Origin of the sequence: Streptococcus saliviloxodontae, assembly GCF_016908655.1 — a bacterium.
Lineage (GTDB): Bacteria > Bacillota > Bacilli > Lactobacillales > Streptococcaceae > Streptococcus > Streptococcus saliviloxodontae.
Window position 1 is genome coordinate 23685 of sequence record NZ_JAFBEI010000016.1, and the last position, 23316, is coordinate 47000.

The 23316-nt window shown below is 39.6% G+C and carries 19 protein-coding genes; 11 read left to right on the plus strand and 8 right to left on the minus strand.

All coding sequences use genetic code 11. From position 1 onward, the window contains the following. Positions 1 to 100: 100 nt before the first annotated feature. Positions 101 to 4567, plus strand: a complete 4467-nt coding sequence (locus JOC31_RS04715) for a S8 family serine peptidase (RefSeq protein ID WP_205017014.1) — start codon at positions 101 to 103, stop codon at positions 4565 to 4567. 105 nt (positions 4568 to 4672) lie between these two features. Here JOC31_RS04715 and JOC31_RS04720 read toward each other — a convergent pair whose 3' ends face one another. The 4 genes from JOC31_RS04720 to JOC31_RS04735 all read right to left on the minus strand — a co-directional run bounded on the left by JOC31_RS04720 (position 4673) and on the right by JOC31_RS04735 (position 7847). Further along, a complete protein-coding gene (locus tag JOC31_RS04720; protein ID WP_205017015.1) occupies positions 4673 to 5920 on the minus strand; it encodes an NAD(P)H-dependent oxidoreductase in 1248 nt (415 codons plus the stop codon). A gap of 25 nt (positions 5921 to 5945) precedes the next feature. Then, entirely contained in the window at positions 5946 to 6548 is a 603-nt protein-coding gene (locus tag JOC31_RS04725; RefSeq protein WP_205017016.1) for an NADPH-dependent FMN reductase, read from the minus strand. Positions 6549 to 6573: 25 nt separating this feature from the next. Then, positions 6574 to 7509: an FAD:protein FMN transferase gene (locus JOC31_RS04730; RefSeq protein WP_205017017.1), complete on the minus strand. Its 936-nt coding sequence runs from the start codon at positions 7507 to 7509 to the stop codon at positions 6574 to 6576. Between the two features lie 152 nt (positions 7510 to 7661). Then, positions 7662 to 7847 (minus strand): 4-oxalocrotonate tautomerase, encoded by a 186-nt coding sequence (locus JOC31_RS04735; protein WP_205017018.1) that lies wholly within the window; start codon positions 7845 to 7847, stop codon positions 7662 to 7664. Positions 7848 to 8007: 160 nt separating this feature from the next. Here JOC31_RS04735 and JOC31_RS04740 point away from each other — a divergent pair, with 160 nt between their 5' ends. The 9 genes from JOC31_RS04740 (at position 8008) to JOC31_RS04780 (ending at position 17474) form a co-directional block, all read left to right on the plus strand. Further along, entirely contained in the window at positions 8008 to 8580 is a 573-nt protein-coding gene (locus JOC31_RS04740; protein WP_205017019.1) for a thymidine kinase, read from the plus strand. 29 nt (positions 8581 to 8609) lie between these two features. Further along, on the plus strand, positions 8610 to 9689 hold the full coding sequence (prfA, locus tag JOC31_RS04745) for a peptide chain release factor 1 (RefSeq protein WP_205017020.1): 1080 nt from the start codon (positions 8610 to 8612) through the stop codon (positions 9687 to 9689). Continuing rightward, positions 9689 to 10519 (plus strand): peptide chain release factor N(5)-glutamine methyltransferase, encoded by an 831-nt coding sequence (gene prmC, locus JOC31_RS04750; RefSeq protein ID WP_205017021.1) that lies wholly within the window; start codon positions 9689 to 9691, stop codon positions 10517 to 10519. Before prfA ends, prmC begins: the two co-directional genes overlap by 1 nt. Then, positions 10512 to 11105: an L-threonylcarbamoyladenylate synthase gene (locus tag JOC31_RS04755; protein WP_205017022.1), complete on the plus strand. Its 594-nt coding sequence runs from the start codon at positions 10512 to 10514 to the stop codon at positions 11103 to 11105. The genes prmC and JOC31_RS04755 overlap by 8 nt, the downstream gene beginning before the upstream one ends. Before the next feature lie 62 nt (positions 11106 to 11167). After that, a complete protein-coding gene (gene glyA, locus JOC31_RS04760) occupies positions 11168 to 12418 on the plus strand; it encodes a serine hydroxymethyltransferase (RefSeq protein ID WP_205017023.1) in 1251 nt (416 codons plus the stop codon). A 1-nt stretch (position 12419) separates the two neighbouring features. After that, positions 12420 to 13397, plus strand: a complete 978-nt coding sequence (locus tag JOC31_RS04765; protein ID WP_205017024.1) for a nucleoid-associated protein — start codon at positions 12420 to 12422, stop codon at positions 13395 to 13397. 1 nt (position 13398) lies between these two features. Continuing rightward, a complete protein-coding gene (locus JOC31_RS04770) occupies positions 13399 to 14004 on the plus strand; it encodes a lysozyme family protein (protein WP_205017025.1) in 606 nt (201 codons plus the stop codon). A 10-nt stretch (positions 14005 to 14014) separates the two neighbouring features. Then, positions 14015 to 15748, plus strand: a complete 1734-nt coding sequence (locus JOC31_RS04775) for an ABC transporter ATP-binding protein (protein ID WP_205017026.1) — start codon at positions 14015 to 14017, stop codon at positions 15746 to 15748. Beyond that, positions 15738 to 17474, plus strand: a complete 1737-nt coding sequence (locus JOC31_RS04780; protein WP_205017027.1) for an ABC transporter ATP-binding protein — start codon at positions 15738 to 15740, stop codon at positions 17472 to 17474. Before JOC31_RS04775 ends, JOC31_RS04780 begins: the two co-directional genes overlap by 11 nt. Positions 17475 to 17555: 81 nt before the next feature. Here JOC31_RS04780 and JOC31_RS04785 read toward each other — a convergent pair whose 3' ends face one another. The 4 genes from JOC31_RS04785 to JOC31_RS04800 form a co-directional block, all read right to left on the minus strand. Next, positions 17556 to 19274 carry a phospho-sugar mutase gene (locus JOC31_RS04785; protein WP_205017028.1) on the minus strand — a complete coding sequence of 573 codons (1719 nt, stop codon included), beginning with the start codon at positions 19272 to 19274 and terminating at the stop codon, positions 17556 to 17558. Positions 19275 to 19414: 140 nt separating this feature from the next. Continuing rightward, a complete protein-coding gene (locus tag JOC31_RS04790; RefSeq protein ID WP_205017029.1) occupies positions 19415 to 19996 on the minus strand; it encodes an ECF transporter S component in 582 nt (193 codons plus the stop codon). Next, positions 19986 to 20534, minus strand: a complete 549-nt coding sequence (gene coaC, locus JOC31_RS04795) for a phosphopantothenoylcysteine decarboxylase (protein ID WP_205017030.1) — start codon at positions 20532 to 20534, stop codon at positions 19986 to 19988. The genes JOC31_RS04790 and coaC overlap by 11 nt, the downstream gene beginning before the upstream one ends. Continuing rightward, positions 20527 to 21213 (minus strand): phosphopantothenate--cysteine ligase, encoded by a 687-nt coding sequence (locus tag JOC31_RS04800; RefSeq protein WP_205017031.1) that lies wholly within the window; start codon positions 21211 to 21213, stop codon positions 20527 to 20529. The genes coaC and JOC31_RS04800 overlap by 8 nt, the downstream gene beginning before the upstream one ends. Before the next feature lie 249 nt (positions 21214 to 21462). Here JOC31_RS04800 and JOC31_RS04805 point away from each other — a divergent pair, with 249 nt between their 5' ends. Further along, positions 21463 to 23133 carry a formate--tetrahydrofolate ligase gene (locus tag JOC31_RS04805; protein WP_205017032.1) on the plus strand — a complete coding sequence of 557 codons (1671 nt, stop codon included), beginning with the start codon at positions 21463 to 21465 and terminating at the stop codon, positions 23131 to 23133. Positions 23134 to 23316: the final 183 nt, after the last annotated feature.

Here is a 23316-nt window from a genome sequence, read left to right on the forward strand (position 1 = left end):
AAAAACATAAATGTTTCAATGGAACTACTTGAATATTCTGACAATATGTATTAAAATGAATTTAGACACAATAGATTGTGTGAAAAAGAGGAGGTTTAGGATGACAAGTAAGCAAACATTTTCTATCCGTAAATTAAAAATTGGAGCTGTATCTGTTCTTTTAGGTGCAGTTTTTTTGGTCTCGTCTAATGGCGTTTTGGCTGATGAATTGGGAGCGACAACAGTTGAAACAACAACTGCTCAAACCCAAGTGACTTCTAGTGAGGTCCAAACACAGGCTGAGGAGACTGTTCTTCCAGAAACGACAACAGCCAAAGAGACAACTTCGGTAGCTGAAACTACAGAAGTTACAGCAAGCGTTACTGAGGCACAAACAAGCCCAGAAAGCGATGTTACTACTCAAACCAAGGAAGCGGTTTCTTCTGAGGTTGAAGAAATCACAAGTGTTAGTGGTTCGAATCAGGAAATCTCAACTGCAACTTCAAAGGAGACAAAACCTTCGACTGAACAAGAGATTACAACGCAAGCAGTAGCAGAAGCTCAGGTTGCTCCAGCAACAGCTGTTAAGCCCTTGGATGAATCAAGTAACGGCATTATTTCAGCACCTCAAGTATGGAATGAAGGCTACAAAGGTGAAGGAACTGTCGTTGCTATTATTGACTCAGGGATTGATGTAGACCACGATACAATGGCATTAACTGATATCACTAAAGCCAAGTATCAAACGCAGCAAGCTATGACTGAAGCTATGGCAGCGGCTGGTATCACTTACGGTAAGTGGTACAATAACAAGGTGATTTACGCTTATAATTACTATGATTCTAGCGATGATATTAAGGAAGAAGGGACTCATTCTCACGGGATGCACGTGTCTTCGATTGCAGCTGGAAATTCTCAGGTTGCTGATAAAGAGACCAATGAGTTGGTCAAGGGGGTAGCTCCTGAAGCTCAGTTGATGTTTATGAGAGTTTTCTCAGATCGTCTTCGTACAACTGATGAATCAATCTATGCTAGAGCTATTTTGGATGCTGTCAAGCTAGGAGCAGACAGTATCAATCTAAGCCTTGGTTCTAGTTCTGGCTCAACAATTGACAGTTCAGATGTTTTGAAAAATGCTATCAAAACGGCCAAAGAAGCTGGGGTAACAGTTGCAATTTCAGCCGGAAATGCAGCCAATTTTGGCTATGGTGCTACTCCAGTATCGGCTAAGAATCCAGATTTTGCTACCGTAGGAAACCCTTCGACAACCAAAGATGTTATCTCGGTTGCCTCATTTAATAACTCTACCTATTATTCATCATATGTCACTGTAGATGGTCAGAACAAGGTTAACTTCCCATCAGTTGCAACAGAAGGCTCAGTAGACTTCGATACTGACAAATCCTATGACTACACCTATGTGGGATTGGGGACTAAGGAAGCTATTGGTGACACTGACTTAACTGGCAAGGTAGCTTTGATCCAACGTGGTTCAATCACTTTTACCGAAAAAATCAAAAATGCTAAAGCAGCAGGAGCGATTGGTGTTGTTGTCTTTAATAACAATACTGGCTTTTTGAGTGGTGGCATGAGTGTTGATGAAGAAGAGCTAGATATTCCATCTGTATTTGTTACGAAAGATGCTGGAGACCTCTTGTTATCAGGAGAACATCAGCTCATTTTTAACAAAGGACTGGGTAAAATCAATAGCGACGAAGCTAATCAGCTCTCTGATTTTTCAAGCTGGGGTCTAACAAGCGACGGTTTCTTGAAACCTGATTTAACTGCACCAGGTGGCGATATTTATGCTGCTGGTAATGACAATACCTATAATCTAAACAGTGGGACAAGTATGGCCAGTCCGCATGTTGCAGGTGCTATAGCTCTGGTCAAAGAATACCTCACTAAAAATTATCCAGAATTAAAAGGCGAGGAGCTGTCTGAAACAATTAAAAATCTTTTGATGAGTACAGCTAAGGCACACTACGATACAAATAGTAAAGCTTATACGTCACCACGTCAGCAGGGTGCTGGCTTGATTGACCTCGCAGCTGCAACGTCAACAGGACTTTATGTTACTGGTCTAAACAATGATGCGAGTCTGACATTGGGTGATGTGAAAGATCAGTTTGAGTTTGATGTCACTCTTCACAATATAACAGACCAAGATAAAACCTTGAGCTATGTGACCCAACTTCAAACAGATGCCACTAAAGATGGTTCAATCACTCTATTGCCTTTGGGATTAGAGACGATTAAAGGGGAGAGTGTAACGGTTAAGGCACACTCCACACAGACGGTGCATATTAGTATTGATGCTACTGGTTATGCGACTGCACTGCAAAAAGCAATGCCAAACGGCTATTACTTAGAAGGATTTGTTCGTTTCTTAGATCCAGTGGATCAAGGAGAAGTGGTTTCGATTCCTTACGTTGGGTTCCGTGGTGATTTTGAAAATCTAACTGTTGTTGAAGATAGCATTTATCAATTAACCTCAGAAGGTGCACAGGGAATCTATGATAAAGGCGCTGCTCAAAGCGATCTTTCAGCAGATAGTGATGTCACAAGTCTGGTAACGGAATCTAGCACGATTGTGTATTCTCAAGGAATTCAAACAGGAAGTGTCTCAAAAGTTCTTGGTAGTTTCCAAAACGAAGATGGACATTTTAGTCTCTACAAAGATGGATTTGGAAAAGCACATCTAGCAATCTCACCTAATGCTGATGGTAATCAAGATAGCTTGACCTTTAAAGGTGTCTTCTTGAGAAATTACAAAGATTTAGAAGTAGCAGTCTATGCTAAAGATGACACCAATCAAACAAATCCTCTTTGGTCAACTTATGTTGGGAGTGGTGAAAAAGATGCCTATGAACAAGGAAGTGGTACGAAATCAACGCTAGTCACTAATACTCAGTGGTATGGACAAGATAAAGACGGCAAGAGCTTAGCAGATGGCGATTATGTGTATGTTGTTAGCTACTATTCTGCTGTTCCAGGAGCTGATAAGCAAAGCATGAGCTTTGACGTAACAATTGATACGACTGACCCTCAAATCACGACAGCAGCTGTGACGACTACTGAAAATGGTACCCTCTTCAAACCGAATGCCATCTATGAAAATGGATCAGGCATTTATAGTGAGGAAGTCTTCTACCTTGTCAAAACAGATAATGGAACCTTCACAAATATTACCATCGATAAAGAAACCGGCTTGATTTCTCTATCAGACAACCGTGTGACCGTTCAAAAATCAGAAAATGGAACTTACCTCATCCCAACAGATGTCTCATTAGACAATGCCTACTATCTAGTTACTGATTTTGCTGGAAACCGTGCCGTTCAAAAAGTATCTGCAATGGCTAAGCTTCCAAATGGCAAAGGAATTGTCAATGTCTTCACTCGAGATATTACTAATCAGTCAGCTTACAATAAGTTGATTGCTTACAAGATTTATGATGCTACTGGTAACGAGGTGGTTGCTCCAACCTACCATAACGGATTCCTCAATTCTTTGGAATTACCATTTGGTAGTTACAGTATCGTCCTTCAATCTTTCGATGATGAAAACGGAACGGTTGTCGGAGATAAAACGCTCAAAGTGTTAATCAATGAAGAACACAGCATCAGCACTGTTTACTTTGATTTCCAACCTATTGTTAGAGCAACAACGGTGATTACGTTCACGCAAAGTCTTGGAAAAGCTGTCCAACTTATCCTTATCGATGAAAATGGCAAACAGACGGTTATTCCAGAAGCAATTTATGATCCAGGAACATTTAGTTACAATCTCGTTGTTGGAAAATATAAGGTTCAAGTTGCTTTACCTACTGGCTATGAGGTGTTGGAAGATTTAGAGTTAGGCGTAGTTGCTAACACAGTAAATCAAAAAACATTCACCTTAATAACAAAAGAGAGCCTTTCTCAAGAGCTAACTAATCAAACGACTGTAACCCAAGAAGCTCGTTACTTTAACGCTAGTCAAAATCTTCAAACAGCCTATCTTAAAGCTAAGGAAGAAGCAGAATCAGTTTTAGCTCGTAAATCTTCCCAAGAGGAAATCGACACTACCTTAGCCTTGTTAAAAGCGAGTTATGATGCTCTTGATGGCAAAGCAACAGACTTTAGTAAGTTAGAAAACAGCCTCAAAGAAGCAAGTAGTATCCAGTCTAGTCAACGTTTCATCAATGCAAAAAGTAAAGAACAGAGAGTCTATTTAGAAGCTCTAAATGCAGCGCAAAAACTGCTTGATAATTCTGAAACGGTTACGCAAGCAGAACTTGACAAGTACTTGGCAGACTTGACTCAAGCTGAGCAAAACCTATCAGGAAAAGAAAATCAAGTGAGTGCTTTGGAAGATTTGGTAACTGAAAGCTACTATATGCTTAATACTCGAACTTACAAAAAAGCAAGTTCTTTATTGAAACGTCAATTCTTGATTGCCTTACAGACAGCGGATCTCATCTTGTCTGATGAATCAGCAAGACAAAGAGATATTGATCTCGCGCTATACCGCCTAAAACGCGCTTACCTTGCTTTGAGAAATAACTCTTACGAACGACCAAGTTATTTTTACACTTATCGTCGTTAATCTAATAAAAAAGTAAGCTCTCCTGGGCTTGCTTTTTTATAACTATACAATGTAAAACATCCCTAAGCTTTTTAAATGGAACTTAGGGATGTTATTTAATAAAGTTTAGTGTGAAGATGCACCAGAGTCTGCATCTGTATTGCTATTAGCATTGTCAGAATGACCGCCAGCATCTGACGCACCAGAGTTAGCATCTGTGTGACCGTGGCCGGCTGGAGCAGCAGATGGTCCTGATCCACCAACAAGACGTTGACCAGTTGTTTGGAGATACCAATCCAACCATGGTTTAAAGTTAAAGACAATCTCATTGATACCAGCGTAAGAGCCGTCAGGATAGTACATAGCTTGGTAATTGTGTGTGTTGATTACTTCTGCAGGGGAACCTGGAACAATGGTACGTACGTATTCTTGGTTACCGTTACGGAGGGTACCGATTACCCATTCAACGTTTTTCATTCGCGCAGGTGGTAGAGAGCCGTGTACTGTGGACATACGGTTACCAACTTGAGATGGTACACGTTTAGCCATCATTGTTTCAGGATCTTGGTGGGCGTTGTTGTAATACAAGAATTGATTGTTGTCATCCGCATATGTCAATTCAAATGGCATAGCGTTTAAGAACATATTTAATTGGTTTACGGTTAGGAGACCTTGATCAAGTTTAACATAAGTATCTCCTTCAACAGCATTGACGAGTTTTGCTGCTTTGTCCAACCATTCAGGATCATCAGGATCGACACCAGTGATGGTTGTTGAGATAGGTTTTCCGCAATCGAGGTCTTCAGGTGCGATTGGTTTTGGTTTTTTAAGTTGTGAGACAACACCAACATATTTAACAAAGTTGTCGAGACATTGTCCTAAGAAAGCAACTGTTCCTTCATTTTTGATATTACCATTTTCATCGAAAGCTTCTTTAGCCTTACCAAGCAAGAATTCATTTCCTGGGAGTGTATAGGCGTTGACACCTGGAGCGTCCAGGATTTTACGGAGATGCACTTGAGCACGTGATGTACCTTGGTCGTAGTAAGATGCCCCGACAATCATTACTGGTTTGTCTTCGAAGGGATGAAGGTTAAATGATAGCCACTCGAGTGTGCTCTTTAGAGCTGGTGTCGTTGTGTGGTTATGTTCGGGAGTAGCGATAATAACACCATCAGCTCTAGTGATTTTATTATAGAGGTATTGGACTGGGAAAGACTGAGATTGATCCTCATCTTGGTTGAACATAGGAACATCTTTAATTTCTAAAACCTCTAACTCAAATTTTAGTTTAAAATGGCGACGGATAAACTCTAATAACATACGGTTGTATGATTGATCTGCGTTTGAACCAACAATACCTACAAATTTCATGATTTATTCTCCTTGTACAAAATGATTATAATGTTTCCCAATCGAAGTTTTCAGCTTCTTTTTGCAACAATGCTTTGGCATTTGACATTTTTTCAGTCATTGTTACAAAGATGCGGAAATCATCAAAGATAGCATCTAATTTTTGAATGGTGTCTAAATCAATCAAATCACCATTTTCATTGAAAGCCTGGAGGGAATGAGAAAGTAAGAATTCGTCTGGAAGAACATTTGATTTTAACTCAGGGGCGTTCAGAATCTGACGAAGTTGCAATTGAGCACGTGATGAACCAAGTGTCCCATAAGATGCTCCAGTAATCATTACAGGTTTATTAAGCAATGGGAAGATGCCGTAAGAAAGCCAAGCCAAAGCATTCATTAAGACAGCAGGGATTGAGTGATCGTATTCAGGAGTACCGATGATGACACCGTCAGCTTCTTCAATTTTAGCAGCGACGTCCAAAACGATGTCTGGCACGTTTTTATCGGCTGGTTTATTGAAAATAGGGAAGCCCTTAATTTCGATTAATTCAATATCTACTTTGTCAGCAAAGTGTTTGGCAATGTATTGTAGCAATACTCGGTTTGTTGACTTGGTTGAGTTTGTACCAACGAGTCCGATAAGTTTCATAGAAAATACCTCTTTCATAAGTAAATTAATAGTAAAGTCGAAAATGTTGTTTTAATCCTTCGGAGACAATGAGACGATTATCCTTAGTGATGATAATCCCTTCGATATGCGCTATCTCGTTTATAGTCATCATGGCTTGGATAATAGGAAGACCAAAAAGTCTTGTTGTCCATATTTCACAATCGGTTGATAGATCTGAGACAATCGTTAAACTTGCCATATCTGTTTCGATAGGGTAGCCTGTCTTTTTATCAAAAATATGGTGGTAATCTTGACCGTCAACGAGGAGATGTCTTTCATAAATACCAGACGTCACAACTGACTGATTAGTTACAGCAAGAACGCCGACATTTGTTCCTCGTTTTTCTTCAGGTTTTTGAATCCCAATCCACCAAGAGCCATCCTCTCGATTAGGGTTTGAACCGTGAACCAGAACGTTACCACCTAGATTGATAAGAGCTGCCGTCACTTGTTTTTCTGAAAGGTGCTGGATAATCCGATCTGCAATATAGCCTTTCGCAAGTGCTCCAAGATCGATTTTCATTCCTTTTTGGGATAGAAAAACACTTTTTTGACAACTATCTAGCTGGATCAGCTCAGGATTTGTCAGTGCAAGTTTTTCAGAAATCGTTTCTGAACTAGGAACAGTAGCATCATCGAATCCAATTCGCCAACTTTGTACTAAAGGTCCGATAGCAATATTAAGGTTGCTAGGCTCAGCTAGGCTGTGTTCTTTGCCGAGCTTGATAAGTTCAAAGAGTTCTGGATGAACTTTGACGGCTCCTATGCCAGCTTGACGATTGATCATCATTAGCTCAGAATCGTCATCGTTTGCACTAAAACGCTTGTTGTAAACAGTCAGTAAGTGACAGACTTCTTGGATATCGTTTTTAGGATTATTCGAATGAATAGCAATATCAATAGTTGTTCCCATCATTTTGACGCTATGGGATACTAACATACCTCACCTCCAAAGTAATCTACATAAAAATGATAGCGTTTTCTGAAAATGTTGTCAATAGAATTTTATGTATTTTCAAAAAAGTCAAGAAATATGCTCAAGTGAGTTTTAAATAAAAGAATCCGATCTCTCAGACTCTTTTAGATTGGCTATTAGCCTTTCTTTTTCATTTCACCGTGAGGGTAGTAGGTTCCTTCAGGCATATCGTTAATGAAAACATGGATGTTTTCTTTTGGTGCTTTTGCAATACGTGAAACAACATCTGTAACTTCACGAGCAAGCTCAATTTTTTGCTCTTCTGTGCGACCTTCGAAAAGGTCGATTTTGATGAATGGCATAAGTTTTTGCTCCTTATCATTATTTTTAGATAAGTCTATTATAACACAAAAATCTAGAAAATTCTGACAAAATAAAAATTTTAGACCACCATCACTTATCGCCAAAGTGGATTATTTATGATAAAATGTAAGAATAAGTTTGATTAGATTGGTGGCTATTATGGCACAATTATACTATCGTTATGGAACCATGAATTCAGGTAAATCCATTGAAATTCTTAAGGTTGCCTATAACTATGAAGAGCAAGGAAAACCCGTCTTACTAATGACGAGCGCCCTTGATAATCGAGATGAGGTAGGGTATATTTCTAGTCGTATAGGAATGAGACGAGAAGCTTATCCTATTGCTGATGACACTGATATTTTAGGCTATATTGCATCGTTGGCTGATAAACCTTATTGTGTTTTGGTTGACGAAGCTCAGTTCCTAACGAGAGCTAATGTTTATGACTTAGCTCGTGTCGTTGATGAGTTGGGAATCCCTGTTATGGCATTTGGTTTGAAAAATGATTTCCGAAACGAATTATTCGAGGGATCAAAGTATTTGTTGCTCTTAGCAGATAAAATTGACGAAATCAAAACCATTTGTCAATATTGCGCTAAAAAAGCAACTATGGTCCTTCGTATCAAGGATGGTAAACCAGTCTATGATGGTGAGCAAATCCAAATTGGAGGGCATGAGTCCTATATCTCAGTTTGTCGCAACCATTACTTTAATCCAGAGATTAACTAAATAATGATACTAAAAATGAAAGGTAAACAATGAATATCTACGATCAATTACAAGCAGTAGAAGACCGTTACGAAGAGCTAGGAGAATTACTGAGCGACCCGGCGGTCGTTTCTGACACAAAACGTTTTATGGAGCTATCGCGTGAGGAAGCCAATACTCGTGAAACAGTAGCGACATACCGTGAGTACAAGGCTATTATCCAAAACATTGCTGACGCAGAAGAAATGATCAAAGACGCAGCTGGGGATGCTGAGTTGGAAGAAATGGCTAAAATGGAATTAAAGGATTCTAAGGCTGCCAAGGAAGACTACGAAGAGAAATTGAAGATTTTATTGCTTCCAAAAGATCCAAACGATGACAAAAATATCCTTCTTGAAATCCGTGGAGCAGCTGGTGGTGATGAGGCAGCACTCTTTGCTGGGGACCTCTTGACGATGTATCAAAAATATGCTGAGAGCCAAGGATGGAAATTTGAAGTTATGGAAGCTTCTATGAATGGTGTCGGAGGTATTAAAGAAGTCGTTGCCATGGTGTCAGGTCAATCCGTTTACTCAAAACTGAAATATGAATCTGGAGCTCACCGTGTGCAACGTGTTCCTGTCACTGAGAGCCAAGGCCGTGTTCATACCTCAACGGCAACTGTACTGATTATGCCAGAAGTTGAAGAGGTAGAATACGAAATTGATCAAAAAGATCTTCGTGTAGATATCTATCACGCCTCTGGTGCGGGTGGACAGAACGTCAACAAGGTCGCTACCGCCGTCCGTATGGTTCACATCCCAACAGGTATCAAAGTTGAAATGCAAGAAGAGCGTACGCAACAGAAAAACCGTGAAAAAGCGATGAAAATTATCCGTGCACGTGTCGCTGACCACTTTGCTCAAATTGCCCAAGATGAACAGGATGCTGAACGTAAATCGACTATCGGTACTGGTGATCGTTCAGAACGTATCCGTACTTACAACTTCCCACAAAACCGTGTTACTGATCACCGCATCGGATTGACCCTTCAAAAACTTGATACGATTCTATCAGGTAAGATGGATGAAGTCATTGATGCGCTTGTCCTATATGATCAAACTCAAAAACTCGAAAAATTAAACCAATAATGCGATACGGTCAGCTTTTTTCTCAGTATGAGAAACAACTTGAAGAGTTGGGAGAAGAAGGACAAGCCCTCTCTTATGTCTTTAAAGAGCTTAAAAACTGGACACAAACAGATTTTGTACTACATCTAGGAAAAGAAGTGAGTCAGGAAGATCGGTCGCTGATTGATGATATTTTCAAGCAACTATCTGAGCATATACCAGCTCAGTATATTACTAAGCGTGCTTATTTTTGTGACTTATCTTTGGCAGTTGATTCCCGCGTTCTTATTCCACGTCCTGAAACAGAAGAATTGGTTGATTTGATTTTACAGGAAAATAGCAGAGCAGACCTATCTGTTTTAGATATTGGTACAGGGAGCGGTGCTATTGCACTATCCTTGGCAAAAGCTCAGCATAGCTGGCAAGTGACGGCGACAGACATCTCAGAAGATGCGCTTGAACTTGCTCGGTATAATGCACAGCGAAATGATCTGGCTATTGAGTTTCGACAATCAGACGTTTATGAGGCAATCTCTGAAAAATTTGATATTATTGTATCAAATCCACCATATATTGCTTTTTCTGACCATGACGAGGTAGGTATAAATGTCTTAGCCTCTGAGCCTCATTTAGCCCTTTTCGCAGATGAAGATGGATTCGCTATCTATCGACGTATATTGCAAGATGCCAATTCTCATTTAAACAGCAAAGGAAAACTCTATTTTGAGATTGGTTATAAGCAAGCAGATGGCATTCGTCAACTGTCAAAGATCTACATGCCTAAAAGTTCTGTCCGAATATTAAAGGATATGTGGGGAAAAGATAGGATGGTGGTGATTTCAAATGACTAATTTTGAGACAATTTTGGCAAATGGCGGAGCTGTTATCATGCCTACTGAAACTGTCTATGGTCTTTTTGCTAAGGCTTTGGACGAGCAAGCCGTCGAGTTTGTTTATCGCTTGAAAAAGCGTCCAAAGGATAAGGCCATGAATCTCAATGTATCTAGTTTAGAAGAAATCTACCGATTTTCTAAACACCAACCGGCATTTTTGGAAGATTTGTATCAAGCATTTTTACCTGGTCCGTTGACTATCATCTTAGAAGCAAATGAGCTGGTTCCCAACTGGATCAACTCAGGTCTCAAGACCGTTGGTTTTAGAGTTCCCAACCATGCCGAAACGCAAAAATTAATCAGGTCTCAAGGACCCCTTATTGGACCGTCGGCCAATCTTTCTGGTACGGATAGCGGTAGGCTATTCGATGAGATAGTCCAAGCCTTTGAAGGTCAGGTCACTGGCTTTCGAGACGATCAAGCCCTTTTAGGGGTTGACTCAACTATTCTAGACCTATCATCTGATAAAGCTAGAATTTTACGTCAGGGAAGTATCACACAAGCAGATATTTGCCGTGCTATTCCCGAAATCCAATTTCAATAAGTAAAATCTTAATTTAACTTTACCGGTGTCTCACACCCTCTCTCTCAACAAAGGAGTTTACTATGATTTTTGACAAAGAAGACTACAAAGCTTATGACAAAGAACTTTGGGATGCAATCGCTAAAGAAGAAGAGCGTCAGCAAAATAATATCGAGCTCATCGCTTCTGAAAATACCGTTTCAAAAGCTGTGATGGCAGCTCAAGGTACTCTATTAACAAACAAGTACGCTGAAGGTTATCCTGAAAAACGTTATTATGGTGGTACAGAGTGTGTCGACATTGTTGAGACACTTGCTATCGAGCGTGCTAAGGAACTCTTTGGAGCAAAATTCGCAAACGTTCAACCACACTCAGGAAGTCAAGCTAATGCTGCAGCTTACATGGCTTTGATTGAGCATGGAGATACTGTTATGGGACTCGACCTTGCAGCTGGAGGGCACTTGACACACGGCTCACCTGTAAGCTTCTCAGGTCAAACATACAACTTTGTTGCTTACAATGTTGACCCAGAAACAGAATTGTTGGATTATGACCAAATTTTAGAGCAGGCCAAGGAAGTTAAACCTAAATTGATCGTAACAGGTGCGTCGGCTTATTCACACATTATTGATTTTGCAAAATTCCGTGAGATTGCTGATGCTGTCGGAGCTAAATTGATGGTTGATATGGCTCACATCGCAGGGCTAGTGGCAGCAGGGCTTCATCCAAGTCCTGTTCCGTACGCGGACATCACAACAACCACAACTCATAAAACACTCAGAGGACCTCGTGGTGGACTTGTTTTGACTAATGATGAAGCATTAGCTAAGAAAATTAACTCAGCAGTCTTCCCTGGACTTCAAGGGGGACCTCTTGAGCATGTTATTGCTGCTAAGGCAGTTGCTTTCAAAGAGAATCTTGATCCAGCTTGGAAAGAGTATGCTCAATCAATCATCGATAACTGTCAAGCCATGGTTTCCGTTTTTAATCAACATGATAAGTTACGTGTTGTTTCTGGAGCAAGTGAAAACCACTTATTCCTTGTAGATGTGACTAAAGTAGTCGAAAATGGTAAGATTGCACAGAACTTACTCGATTCTGTAAATATCACACTGAACAAAAATTCTATCCCATTTGAGACCCTATCACCATTTAAAACATCAGGTATTCGTATCGGAACAGCAGCAATCACAGCCCGTGGATTCGGAGTAGACGAGAGTCGTAAGGTTGCTGAATTGATTATTAAAGCTCTAGAGAATGCTGACAACGAAGTTGTTTTAGACGAAGTCCGTCAAGAAGTAAAAGCACTAACAACTGCTTTCCCATTGTACTGATATGATTGATTTGTATTTGAAGCGAGTAATTATCCACCAATTCAGTCCAAATGACACAGAAATTGTGTACGCTGATGATTACCTAACTTTGACACCACAATTAGATGAGTATTTTCGAAAGAAATTAACCAAGGTCTTTTCAGATGATGCTATGAGGGGTCAGTTTTCAGATGAGAATGTCTTTGTATCTTATCTCACTGACGATTTAATGGAGACATCTCACCGTATTGCTGAAGTCTGGAAAGAGGAGTTTGTGATTTCTGAGAACCAAAAAACAAACGACCTCATCTTTACTCAGTTTGATCGCGATGGGCAAGAATACTTTGGTTTTTTACGTGTCGCCCTTAAAGAAAACTTGGCGCACATTACAGGAGATAGTCAATCTCCAATCAAATTAACACAAAATATTCTACCGTCAGCGGCAACTGCTCCTGATGAAGCCTTGCTTATTAATCGTGTGAATAAGCAGTATTATTTGATTGAAAAACGGATTAAACACAACGGTTCTTTCGAAAATTATTTTTCTGAAAATCTGTTACAGGTTCAGCCTGAGCAATCTGTTAAAAAGTCTATCAAACTAGTGGAGCAAACAGCTCAAAAGATTGCTGATAATTTCAATCAAGATGATTTTGCATTTCAGTCAAAAATGAAATCTGCTATTTTCAAAAACTTGGAAGAGGATCAGGAGTTGTCACCTGAAAAATTGGCTGATCAACTCTTTGACCAAAATTTGACAGCTCGTCTAACCTTTGTTGACGAACTCAAAGAGGCCATTCCTGAACCAATCCAGGTGAAAGATATCGATCATTCACGACAAATAAAGAAATTGGAGAATCAAAAACTCTCCTTGTCAAATGGCATAGAACTTGTCGTTCCTAACAATATTTATCAAGATGCAGAGTCTGTGGAGTTTATCCAAAATTCTGATGGGACTTACTCTATCTTGATTAAGAATATCCAAGATATTCAAATGAAATAATATGTTTAAACTTTTACGAAGGCTTATCGCCATTCTTATTCTTATTGCTATTGTTTTTCGGCTTTATCGTGTTCACCAGGATGTCCAAAAGGTACTTACCTATGAACAATTAGTGGCGAAGACCCTGGCATCAAACGATACCAAAGCCAATGTTGACATGGTTTTAGCGATGATTTATACAGAGACAAAAGGATCTTCACTAGATGTTATGCAATCCAGTGAAAGTTCTAGTGGTGTTGCCAACTCCATTTCAGATACTCAATCCAGTATTCAACAAGGTGTCTCTGTTTTATCTGAAAATCTAGATCTAGCAGACCAAGCTAAGATTAACAAATGGACGGCCGTTCAAGCCTATAACTTTGGATCTGCCTATATCGATTTCGTTGCAAATCATGGAAGAGAAAACACAGTAGAGTTGGCGGAAAGCTACTCAAGAGATGTTGTTGCTCCTAGTTTAGGGAATTCTAGTGGGAAAACCTACTTCTATTACCATCCTATCGCCTTACTATATGGTGGCGGGAAATTGTACGTTAATGGAGGTAACATCTATTATTCACGCGAGGTTCAATTCAACCTTTATCTCATTAAACTAATGAGAGTCTTTTAAAAGGAGAGATATGGCATCATTACTAAAATACTTTAAGGGCTACATCAAGGAGACACTCCTTGGGCCCTTATTTAAATTATTAGAAGCAAGTTTTGAACTGTTAGTTCCTGTTATCATAGCGACAATAGTTGATGATATTATTCCCAAATCTAATTATCCGAGACTTTATCTCATGATTGGCGGGCTTTTTGCTCTATCTGTCATGGGTATCATTGTTTCTCTAACAGCTCAATTTTTCTCATCAAAAGCAGCAGTAGGTTACACCAGAAAATTAAATCAAGATCTTTTTAATAAAATCATGATACTTCCTAAAGCATCACGAGATCGTTTGACCACCTCTAGTCTAGTGACTCGTTTGACAAGTGATACCTATCAAATTCAAACAGCGATAAATCAATTTTTAAGGCTTTTTCTAAGGGCTCCGATTATTGTATTTGGTTCGATTATCATGGCTTACCGTATCAGTCCTAGACTTACCTTGAATTTTTTGGGGATGGTCATTCTGTTATTGCTAATCATAGCGATAACTTCTAGGATTTTGTCTCCTTATTACCAAAGGATTCGTTCTTTAACAGATGCTATTGTGACAAAAACAAGGGAGCAATTACAAGGAGTTCGTGTTATTCGAGCCTTTAATCAGGTTGCACGTGAACTTAAACAGTTTCAACAGGTCAATAACGACTATACAAAGAAACAAATTACAGCTGCTAATATTTCTAGCTTTGTTAACCCCTTAACATTTTTTGTTGTCAATACTACTTTGGTCTTAGTCATTTGGCAGGGGAATGGTCTGATTAGCCAAGGTCACTTAAGTCAAGGGATGCTCATCGCTTTGACGAATTACCTGCTACAGATACTGACAGAACTCTTAAAAATGACCATGCTTGTCACTTCTCTAAACCAGAGCTTTATCTCTGCAAAACGGGTAACTCAAGTCTTTGAAGAAGAGGCAGAAGATCTTGATCAGCCGTTTGATGTTGAAGAATCGGACGATATTTCCATTAGAGTACGTGATCTGACTTTTACCTATCCAACAGCTGGAGACTCTTCCCTCCACAAATTGAATTTTTCTGTAAAAACGGGTGAAAATCTAGGTATTATCGGTGGTACTGGGTCTGGTAAGTCAACCTTGGTTCAACTATTTGACCATCTTTATGAGGTTGATAAGCAAGAACTTCAGATTTTCCATCACCACAAAAGTCCGTCTTCCATTAGACATTGGCGCCAGATGGTGAGTCTTGTTCCGCAAAAAGCAGAGCTATTTAAAGGGACTGTTCGCTCTAACTTAACTATGGGCTTAGAAAGAGCCGTTTCCGACGATGAATTGTGGTGGGCTTTAGACATTGCCCAAGCTAGCGACTTTATCAGGGAAAAAGAAGGGCAACTTGACACAACTGTAGAGGCATTTGGGAAAAACTTTTCAGGGGGACAACGTCAACGGTTAACAATTGCCAGAGCGGTTTTGAAACGCGCACCATTTCTTATCCTTGATGACTCAACTTCAGCTCTAGACTACCTGACTGAGAAAAGACTGCTGCAAGCCATTCAAGAAGAGTTGAGTGAAACCACTTTAATTATGGTTTCACAACGCACTAATAGTCTTAAAGCAATGACCAACATCTTAGTTTTGGATAAGGGTGCTCAAATTGGCTATGGTAACCACAAGGCTCTCCTTGACTCGAATGCTACTTATCAAGCGATTCACTTATCACAACAAAGAGGGGAGTCATCTGATGAAAGCTAAGAAACAACAAACCACTTTAAGACGACTTAGTCGTGATTTGCTAAGACAAAAACAAATTCTTATTCCTGTATTTGTACTAACTGTTATCCAAGTAGGCTTAACGGTTTACTTACCAATTTTGATTGGTAATGCAGTAGATAGTGTTTTGTTACCGAATTCAAGTGCTCGTTTGCTCCCGATTATTTGGAAAATGGTTTGTGTCATTGCGGTCAATACCATTGTTCAAGCGCTTAATCCATTGTTGTATAATCGATTGGTTTATCGCTATATTTCTGATTTGAGAATGAAAGTCATTGATCGATTGCATCACCTTCCTTTGAGTTATCTTGATAGACGTTCTATTGGAGATATGGTTAGTCGTGTTACTACCGATACTGAACAACTCTCTAACGGCTTAATCATGGTATTTAATCAATTTTTTGTAGGTATTTTAACGATTGTCGTTACTATCGTTACGATGGCAGAAATTGATTTCATTATGCTTGTTCTAGTTTTGTTACTAACTCCTCTATCGCTCTATCTGGCACGTTTTATTGCTTCTAGAAGTTACCATCTCTATCAGCAACAAACGCAATCAAGGGGAGAACAAACGCAGTTGATTGAAGAAATGATTAGCCAAGAAAGTCTCTTGCAATCATTAAATGCGCAAGATCAAGTGATTAAGACTTTTAATAAGGTCAATGCTACCTACGCTAAACACTCTCAAGATGCCATTTTTTACTCATCTGCGGTCAATCCAGCAACGCGTTTTGTCAATTCACTGATTTATGCTCTGTTAGCTGGAGTGGGTGCCGTCCGTATTATGCATGGAGCATTCAGTATTGGTCAATTAACAACTTTTCTTAACTATGTTAACCAATACACCAAACCCTTTAATGATATCTCAGCCGTCTTATCAGAATTGCAAAGTGCCACAGCCTGCGCAGAGAGACTGTATAGCATCTTAGAAGAAGAGCTTCCAGATACAAGTCTCGAAACCAAAGAGTTGAAAAACCTTAAAGGTCAGGTCGACTTTGAAAATGTGATGTTTGGCTATACAAAAGACAAACCTTTAATTAAACAGTTGAATCTTCATATCCCTGCTGGGGCCAAAGTGGCAGTTGTTGGGCCTACTGGTGCTGGAAAATCCACTCTCATTAATTTGTTAATGCGTTTTTACGATCTTGATGGTGGACGAATTCTTATCGATAATCAAGCCATCAACGAGATACCCGTTGCCGAACTAAGGCAGCAATTCGGTATGGTTTTACAAGAAACGTGGCTAGAAACAGCTACCATTCATGATAATATCGCCTATGGATTTCCAGATGCTAGTCGAGAAGAGGTTGTTGATGCCGCTAAAGCTGCCAATGCAGACTTCTTTATTCGTCAATTACCTCAAGGCTATGATACCTATCTTTCAGATGCAGGAGATTCCTTATCACAAGGTCAACGACAACTGTTGACGATCTCGCGAATATTCGTAAGACTTCCTAAATTATTGATTCTAGATGAAGCAACTTCTTCAATTGATACAAGAACTGAAGTACTTATTCAAGAAGCCTTTGAAAAACTGATGACAGGTCGCACAAGCTTCATTATAGCTCACCGTTTATCAACGATCCAAACAGCAGACTTGATTTTAGTCATGGATAAAGGAAATATCGTTGAACATGGTAACCATCGTGAATTGATGCAACAAAAAGGTATTTACTATCAAATGCAAACTGCACAACAAGTAGAATAGATGGTAGTTGATTGAATTCCAAACAAAAAAACTCCTAGTCTGTATGGGCTAGGAGTTTTTTTGTTTGGAATTTACGCGTTTTTATTTTACAAAAGCATTGATTTCAGCTTCAATAGCTGCGATTTTTTCGTCAGCCTGAGCAAGAGTTTCGCCGACTGTAGCAATGTAAAATTTGATTTTTGGTTCTGTACCAGATGGGCGAACAGCGAACCATGAGCCATCTGTCAAATGATATTTAAGGACGTTACTTGCTGGAGTTGTTAATTCAGTAACAGTTCCGTCAAGGGCAGTAGCAGTGCGGAGTTCAAAGTCCTCAAGAAGTGCGATGTCAGTTTGGTTGAATTGTGTTGGGGCATTGTCACGAAATTTATCCATGATTTTTTTGATTTCAGCCGCACCATCAACACCTGAAAGGGTAACGGAAATGGTTTTCTCAGCGAAGTAGCCGTATTCTTTGTAGATTTCATCGATACCATCAGCTAGGGTCAAACCACGTGAGCGGTAGTAAGCAGCAATCTCAGCAACAATTAAGACAGCTTGGATAGCATCTTTATCACGTACAAACGGTTTAATGAGGTAGCCGAAACTTTCTTCAAAACCAAACATATAAGTGTGGTTGTGTTTTTCTTCAAATTCTTGAATTTTTTCAGCGATAAATTTGAAACCAGTTAGGACGTTGAACATAGTAGCGCCATAGCTTTCAGCAATCTTAGTCACCAACTCAGTTGATACGATTGACTTAGCAAGGGCAGCATTAGCAGGAAGTGTACCGGCAGCTTTATGAGCTTCAAGGATGTATTTCGCAATAATAGCCCCGATTTGGTTACCAGAGAGGTTTTTGTAAGAGCCATCAGCCTGACGAATCTCAACACCAAGACGGTCAGCATCAGGGTCGGTAGCTACAAGAACGTCTGCATCAACTTGGCGTCCAAGTTCTTCAGCAAGTGCGAAAGCAGCTTGACTTTCAGGATTTGGTGATTTAACGGTTGAGAAATCAGGATCTGGAGTTGCTTGTGCTTCGACAACTTGAACAGATTCAAAACCAGCTTGTGCAAGGGCACGACGAGCTAGCATTTCACCAGTACCATGAAGTGGTGTATAGACAATCTTCATATCACGTCCAAACTCAGCAATCAATTTTTGGTTAATGTTGACATCTTTAACCTCTTTAAGGTATTCGACATCAACAGCTTCACCGATAACTTCAATAAGTCCAGAAGCCTTGCTTTCTTCTAAATCGGCTAGCTCAACTGTAAATGGGTTTTCAATTGCACGAATATAATCTGTTAAGGCATCAGCATCAGCAGGTGGCATTTGTCCACCATCTTCACCGTACACTTTATAACCATTAAACGGAGCTGGATTGTGACTTGCTGTCACCATAATACCAGCGAAAGTATTCAAATGACGAACGGCAAATGATAATTCTGGTGTTGGACGAAGTGATTCAAAGACATAAGATTTGATGCCGTGGGCTGCCAACACTTGGGCTGATTCAAAAGCGAACTCTGGAGAGAAGTGGCGAGAATCGTAAGCGATCGCCACACCACGCTTCTTAGCCTCATCGCCTTTGCTCTCTACCAATTTTGCTAATCCTTCAGTGGCTTGACGAACAACGTAGATGTTGATGCGGTTAGTACCTGCACCGATATAACCACGCATACCTGCTGTACCAAACTCAAGGTTTGTATAGAAAGCATCCTCTTTTGTTTTTTCATCCATACCCTCTAATTCTTGGCGGAGGTAGTCTGGAAGGGCTTCGAAATCAACCCATTTTTGATAATTTTCTTGATATGACATAAGAAACTCCTTATAGTTTTTATAACGCTTTCATTATAACATGAAAAATTCTGAAACTCAATGATTTAGCTAGATTTTAAGGAAGTTTAGGACTTAAAAAAGCCTAGGTGAGTTTCTTTTAAAACACCTAAGCTTTCAGATTAATGAAGTTTGATTTTTTGTAGAGTTGGTACGATAGCAAGTGTTAAGAAAGCTGAAATCAGCATTTCTGCTATAGCATTTGTACCTAAGATAACCGCTAAGAGCGCTTGGATATTGCCATTGTAGAGGTTGGCAAATAGGATGAAAATACCTCCCAAAACAAAGACGGTATTGGTCATTGATCCTATAGCGCCAGATAGAAGTAGGCCGAATTTGCCTGTTCGCTTAGTCCATTTGTAAATGAAGTAAGGGGTAATGCCAATTAAAACCCTTGGGACTATAGCGATAATAAGGGAGTAGAAGTTTCCATTGTCAACAAAAGGACTAAACAGATATGAGGTAGGCAGTTGTACAACTGTATTTGTCACAACTGAGATGATTCCCATAAACAATCCTAAGCTCGCACCTATTTTAGGTCCGTAAATGATTGAAGCTACAATAACCGGAATGTGAATCAAGGTTGGTTTGATTGGTACTGGTAGAACATTGAAAATGATACTAGACAACAGATGGATGACTAGCATAACAGCAAAAAAAATAGCAAGTGTTGCAATAGTTGATGATTTTTGGTTACGGTTCATGTAATATCTCCTCTATTTTAATCAGAATATCATCCACATCAGCAAGTGCCCCTCGTCCTATGTCTCCACAAGCTAACAAGGCTGACTTCGGTTGAATAATGTCATAGCCAATTTCTTCCAAAGAAGTCAGGTTTTTTTGAGTTAAAGGGTGCTCATACATTTTAGTATTCATAGCAGGAGCCAATAATTTTTTAGTTGTTGATGGCAAGGCTAGAGCAGTAGCAGTTAGCATGTTATCAGCAAAGCCATTTGCCAGGTGTGCGATGGTATTAGCTGAAGCAGGTGCGACAACAAAAAGATCTGTTTCTTTTCCTAAATCAATATGTTCAATACGAGTAGCTACTTTCTCCTCCATAACATCTAGATACACAGGATTTTTTGATAAAACCTGTAATGTCAAAGGGGTAATAAAAGAAGTTGCAGCTTTAGTCATGATAATAGTGACATTATAGCCTCGTTTTTTTAACTGACTTGTCAAATCAGCAGACTTATAGGCTGAGATAGAACCTGAAACAGCTAGAGTAATACGTTTAGTCATTGTGTGTCACCTGTTCATAGATTACATCAGCGATTTCTTGTTTGGTGAAGGCTTCGCTGATTTGATTATCCGACAAGAGATAAGCGTGATGCTGTTTGGATGTTATCTCATTGAGGTCGTTGGCTAAAATATAGTCAGCCTGATTTTTTTGAAGGCTTGCGCGAGCAACTGAAAAAAGCTCATCACGAGACACATTGACTAATAATTTAAATCCTATAAGACAAATATCCGGATTCCATTGCTTGATCAAACTGATAACCTTGGGTGTTTTTTTCAGAAAAAGCACTTGATAATCTGCCTGAGATGAAATTTTAGATTCCTGATTGCTTTTTGTTAGTAGTTTGGTTAAGTCTTCGCTAGACAAGACATCATCAAGATCTGTCATATAAACTGGAGTATAGTCAGAAACAGCCATACTATGGATCACAAGATCATGGCTTTTCACTAAAGGCTCCATTGTTGTTAGCAAACTATCTACCGTCGAGACAATATAAGTGTGCAATAAAGAACTTGCTTCAGGTTTAACAGCTTGTTTGGTTGTCACCAGACTTACTTCGTGTCCTTGAGCTAAGAAACGTTCAGCTATGAGCTTTCCCAGATTTCCTGTTGAGTGATTAGTGATACCTCTTACTGAGTCGATTTTCTCAGTTGTACCACCAGATGTAATCAAAACTTTCATAGATGCATTTTACCTTAAATCAAAGCCTTTGTAAACCAAGAAATTATTTAGGGTAACTTTTTATCCTGTAAGAAACAAGTAAAAAGCAAAATAAAGTTTCTCTAAAAATGAACTCTTTTTCCGATAAAAAGGGTTTATTTATGAGTAATATAAAGTAATAAGCGAACGTTATCTGTTTTTAGTACAAAAATGGTGCGTTTTTGCTTAATCTTTGCTATAATAGACTCATAAATGAAAAAGAGGTGTCTCATGAAATCTGATATCGAAATTGCACAAAGTATTGAACTAAAACCAATTACTGACATCGTTGAACAAGTCGGCATTACGTTTGACGATATCGAGTTATATGGCAAATATAAAGCAAAGCTTTCTTTTGATAAGATCAATGCAGTTAAAGATCAAGAACCAGGTAAGCTAGTTCTCGTAACAGCTATCAATCCGACGCCAGCAGGTGAAGGAAAATCAACGATGTCTATCGGACTTGCTGATGCACTTAATAAAATCGGCAAAAAAACTATGATTGCCCTTCGCGAACCATCTCTTGGACCTGTCATGGGGATTAAAGGTGGTGCAGCAGGTGGTGGCTATGCTCAGGTTCTTCCTATGGAAGATATTAACCTACACTTTACTGGTGATATGCACGCCATCACGACTGCCAATAACGCCTTGTCTGCCCTTATTGACAATCATATCCAACAGGGAAATGAACTCGGTATTGACCAACGTCGTATCATTTGGAAACGTGTTGTTGACCTAAATGACCGTGCTCTTCGTCAAGTTATTATCGGACTTGGAAGCCCAGTAAATGGTATTCCACGTGAAGATGGTTTCGATATCACTGTTGCTTCAGAAATTATGGCCATCCTTTGCTTGGCAACAGATATTAAAGACCTCAAAGAACGTCTTTCAAATATTGTAGTTGCTTACCGCTATGACCGTACGCCTGTTTATGTGCGCGATCTTGAGGTTGAGGGAGCTTTGACTCTCATTCTTAAAGATGCTATTAAGCCTAACCTCGTTCAAACGATTTACGGTACACCAGCCCTTGTTCACGGTGGTCCGTTTGCTAATATTGCTCACGGTTGTAACTCTGTTCTCGCAACATCAACAGCCCTTCGCTTGGCAGACTATACTATCACAGAAGCTGGGTTCGGTGCTGACCTTGGTGCTGAGAAATTCTTGGATATCAAAACACCAAATCTTCCAAAAACGCCGGATGCAGTTGTGATTGTTGCCACTCTTCGTGCGCTTAAAATGCATGGTGGCGTTGCTAAGACAGATCTTTCAGAAGAAAATGTTGAAGCGGTTAAAGCTGGGTTTGCTAACTTGAAACGTCACGTTGAAAATGTTCGTAAATTCGGACTTCCAGCAGTCGTAGCCATCAACGAATTTGTTGCAGATACAGAAGCTGAAATCGCCACTTTGAAAGAACTCTGTGCTGAAATTGGTGTTCCTGTTGAGCTTGCTAGCGTTTGGGCAAACGGTGCAGATGGTGGTGTTGACCTTGCTAAAGCGGTTGTAGAAGCGGTTGAAAATGGCGGAGCTGACTACAAACGACTCTATTCAGATGACGATTCAATTGAAGAAAAAGTTTCTAAAATTGTTACGCAAATCTATGGTGGACGTTCAGTTATTTTTGGACCAAAAGCCCAAACACAACTGAAACAGTTTGCTACATTCGGTTGGGATAAACTTCCTGTCTGCATGGCAAAAACACAATACAGCTTCTCAGACAATCCAGCTCTTTTAGGTGCACCAGAAGAGTTTGATATTACGATCCGTGAATTTGTACCAAAAACTGGTGCAGGATTTATCGTTGCTCTTACAGGTGATGTTATGACTATGCCAGGTCTTCCTAAAAAACCAGCAGCCCTCAATATGGATGTGGCAGAAGACGGAACTGCAATCGGACTATTCTAAAAAGTTCATCTATACACAAAGTCAACTTCGGTTGACTTTTTTATTATGGCTTCGAGCCAGTTTTTCTCTGAGAGAAAAACAAGAAAACCACCAGCTATGCTGGTGGCTGACAAGGCTTTGAGCTTCCATTTATTTTTCCTGTATAATCTAAGTGTTCAGGTCAGATAAGGAGGAGTAAACTAG

Bases quoted from the DNA above. Each gene is read 5' to 3' on its own strand.
- JOC31_RS04715 (WP_205017014.1), top strand. From the start codon at position 101: ATGACAAGTAAGCAAACATTTTCTATCCGTAAATTAAAAATTGGAGCT.
- JOC31_RS04720 (WP_205017015.1), bottom strand. From the start codon at position 5,920: ATGAAATTTGTAGGTATTGTTGGTTCAAACGCAGATCAATCATACAAC.
- JOC31_RS04725 (WP_205017016.1), bottom strand. From the start codon at position 6,548: ATGAAACTTATCGGACTCGTTGGTACAAACTCAACCAAGTCAACAAAC.
- JOC31_RS04730 (WP_205017017.1), bottom strand. From the start codon at position 7,509: ATGTTAGTATCCCATAGCGTCAAAATGATGGGAACAACTATTGATATT.
- JOC31_RS04735 (WP_205017018.1), bottom strand. From the start codon at position 7,847: ATGCCATTCATCAAAATCGACCTTTTCGAAGGTCGCACAGAAGAGCAA.
- JOC31_RS04740 (WP_205017019.1), top strand. From the start codon at position 8,008: ATGGCACAATTATACTATCGTTATGGAACCATGAATTCAGGTAAATCC.
- prfA (WP_205017020.1), top strand. From the start codon at position 8,610: ATGAATATCTACGATCAATTACAAGCAGTAGAAGACCGTTACGAAGAG.
- prmC (WP_205017021.1), top strand. From the start codon at position 9,689: ATGCGATACGGTCAGCTTTTTTCTCAGTATGAGAAACAACTTGAAGAG.
- JOC31_RS04755 (WP_205017022.1), top strand. From the start codon at position 10,512: ATGACTAATTTTGAGACAATTTTGGCAAATGGCGGAGCTGTTATCATG.
- glyA (WP_205017023.1), top strand. From the start codon at position 11,168: ATGATTTTTGACAAAGAAGACTACAAAGCTTATGACAAAGAACTTTGG.
- JOC31_RS04765 (WP_205017024.1), top strand. From the start codon at position 12,420: ATGATTGATTTGTATTTGAAGCGAGTAATTATCCACCAATTCAGTCCA.
- JOC31_RS04770 (WP_205017025.1), top strand. From the start codon at position 13,399: ATGTTTAAACTTTTACGAAGGCTTATCGCCATTCTTATTCTTATTGCT.
- JOC31_RS04775 (WP_205017026.1), top strand. From the start codon at position 14,015: ATGGCATCATTACTAAAATACTTTAAGGGCTACATCAAGGAGACACTC.
- JOC31_RS04780 (WP_205017027.1), top strand. From the start codon at position 15,738: ATGAAAGCTAAGAAACAACAAACCACTTTAAGACGACTTAGTCGTGAT.
- JOC31_RS04785 (WP_205017028.1), bottom strand. From the start codon at position 19,274: ATGTCATATCAAGAAAATTATCAAAAATGGGTTGATTTCGAAGCCCTT.
- JOC31_RS04790 (WP_205017029.1), bottom strand. From the start codon at position 19,996: ATGAACCGTAACCAAAAATCATCAACTATTGCAACACTTGCTATTTTT.
- coaC (WP_205017030.1), bottom strand. From the start codon at position 20,534: ATGACTAAACGTATTACTCTAGCTGTTTCAGGTTCTATCTCAGCCTAT.
- JOC31_RS04800 (WP_205017031.1), bottom strand. From the start codon at position 21,213: ATGAAAGTTTTGATTACATCTGGTGGTACAACTGAGAAAATCGACTCA.
- JOC31_RS04805 (WP_205017032.1), top strand. From the start codon at position 21,463: ATGAAATCTGATATCGAAATTGCACAAAGTATTGAACTAAAACCAATT.